The sequence below is a fragment of the Enterobacter cloacae complex sp. 6730903 genome (assembly GCF_048283985.1).
Taxonomy (GTDB): Bacteria; Pseudomonadota; Gammaproteobacteria; order Enterobacterales; family Enterobacteriaceae; genus Enterobacter; species Enterobacter hormaechei_C.
Window position 1 is genome coordinate 1 of the sequence record NZ_JBLVXX010000113.1, and the last position, 2,095, is coordinate 2,095.

Annotated in this window: 3 protein-coding genes; 2 read left to right on the top strand and 1 reads right to left on the bottom strand. The window is 59.4% G+C overall.

Annotated elements, in window-relative coordinates; genetic code table 11:
• Positions 1 to 133: 133 nt before the first annotated feature.
• Complete coding sequence (locus ACNQ0W_RS24995) at positions 134 to 1,021, bottom strand: LysR family transcriptional regulator (protein WP_062933786.1); 888 nt, start codon at positions 1,019 to 1,021, stop codon at positions 134 to 136.
• 102 nt (positions 1,022 to 1,123) lie between these two features.
• Here ACNQ0W_RS24995 and ACNQ0W_RS25000 point away from each other — a divergent pair, with 102 nt between their 5' ends.
• Both ACNQ0W_RS25000 and ACNQ0W_RS25005 read left to right on the top strand, forming a co-directional pair.
• The gene (locus tag ACNQ0W_RS25000; protein ID WP_062933787.1) at positions 1,124 to 1,534 is read left to right on the top strand and encodes a CidA/LrgA family protein; all 411 of its coding nucleotides are present in this window, start codon (positions 1,124 to 1,126) and stop codon (positions 1,532 to 1,534) included.
• Positions 1,527 to 2,095, top strand: a 569-nt coding sequence (locus ACNQ0W_RS25005) for an LrgB family protein (protein ID WP_417933287.1), incomplete at its 3' end; no start/stop codon positions are given. The genes ACNQ0W_RS25000 and ACNQ0W_RS25005, both read left to right, overlap by 8 nt.

Below are 2,095 nucleotides of genomic sequence, written 5' to 3' on the forward strand. Positions count from 1 at the left end.
GAGTCTCCTCTTCTATGCCAGTTATAACTGTTACCCATGTATCCGGTCTAAAGTGTTACCCATGTTTCCGGTTCATACCCTGCGCTTACCGGGCCTACGTGCTCGATCGGTTCCCTCTCCCTGTGGGAGAGGGTTAGGGTGAGGGGACCCAAAACCCCTCACAGCATTGCAACCACGCCTGCGCGCTGTGCGACAGATAGACCCCTTCACGCCAGATCATCCCCAGCTGCCAGTGCAGGTCGCTCTCCAGCGGGATCCAGCGCAGCGTATTTTTATCCAGCCGCTCGCAGATCGGCTGCGGCAGAATGGCAATCCCCACGCCCGCCTGTACCATCGCCGCCAGAAAATCCCACTGGCCGCTGCGCACCGCAATGCGCGGCTTCACGTTGTGCTGGTTAAACAGCGCCATCAGCTGGCGGCTTAAGGCAAAATCTTCGTTGTAAATCAGCAGCGGGTGTTCGCCGAGCAGCTCGGGTTTTACTGACTCAATCTTCAGCCAGTCGCCGGAGCGCGGCACCAGCACGCACAGTGGATGGCTGAACAGAGGCAGCGTCGCCAGGCCGCTTTCCTCCTCCACGGGAAGGGCCGTCATGGCCACGTCCAGTTCACCGTTTATCACCGCCTGCTGCACGGTCAGGCCGCCAAATTCAGAAATTTTAAGCTCAACGCCTGGATAGCGCTGGCGAAACAGGCTTATTGGCCCGGCCATCATCATGCCGACCATCGGCGGAATGCCGAGCCGCAGCAGCCCTCTTGTCAGGTGGTTGATGTCCCCAAGCTCGGCCTCCAGCTGGCGGAACTCCGCCAGAATTGCCAGCCCGCGCTCGAACACCACGCGTCCGGTATCGGTCAGCAGTAGCTTGCGCCCGTCGCGGATCAGCAGGGTACAGTTCAACTCATCTTCGAGATTTTTCAGCATCTTGCTGATGGTTGGCTGGGTTACGAATAACTTCTCCGCTGCGCGGGTAAAACTTTGCTGGCGAACCACCTCGACAAAATAGCGCAGCGTTCTTATGTCCATGATTATTCCTCGAAACTATACCTTCGATGATTTTAATTCATTTCAGTCGATACCGTACGCTCACTATACTGGCGCCTCGTCTCATTTCTGAGGAAAACCCCCATGGCCGTGGCGTTAAGCCGTGTTACGCCTGCCGTTGTGCAACGACTCCAGGTACCGGTTCAGGTACTGCTTTACGCGGGACTGTTTGTTTTTGCGGAATATCTTGTCGACTGGCTGCATCTGCCTTTACCCGCCAACCTGGTGGGGATGGTGCTGATGCTGACGCTGATCCTCTGTCGCGCGTTGCCCCTTAGCTGGGTGCGGGCCGGCGCACGCTGGCTGCTGGCGGAGATGCTGTTGTTCTTTGTGCCGGCCGTGGTGGCGGTGGTGAACTATGCCCAGCTGCTGATGGTCGACGGCTGGCGCATCTTTGCGGTTATCGCCCTGAGCACGATGATGGTGCTGGGCGCCACCGCCTGGGTGGTGGATAAAGTGTATCGCTTTGAAATCAGCAGGCAGACGCATGACTAACTTTCAGATAAGCGTGCTGTGCCTGATTGCGACAGTCGTCATCTACTTTGCCAACAAGCGCCTGTATCGCCGCTTTCGCGCGCTGCCGCTGATGCCGCTGGTCTTTACGCCGATCCTGCTGGTGCTGATGCTGGTCTTCGGCCATATCTCCTGGCAGAACTACATTGGCGAATCCCACTGGCTGCTGTGGCTGCTCGGCCCGGCGACCATCGCCTTCGCCGTACCCGTTTATGACAACCTCGCCATTATCAGACGCCACTGGATGTCGCTCAGCGCGGGCGTCGTCACCGCGACGGTGGTGGCGGTGTGCAGCTCGGTCTGGCTGGCGCGGCTGTTTACCCTGTCGGATGAAATCCAGCGCAGCCTGGCGGTGCGTTCGGTGACCACGCCGTTTGCGCTGGCAGCCGCGAAACCGCTCGGCGGGCAGCCGGATCTGGTGGCGCTGTTTGTGGTAGTGACGGGCGTGTTCGGCATGGCAGTGGGAGATGTGCTGTTTCTGCGGCTTTCCATTCGCGAAGGGATGGCGAAAGGGGCGGGGTTTGGCGCGGCGTCGCACGGGGC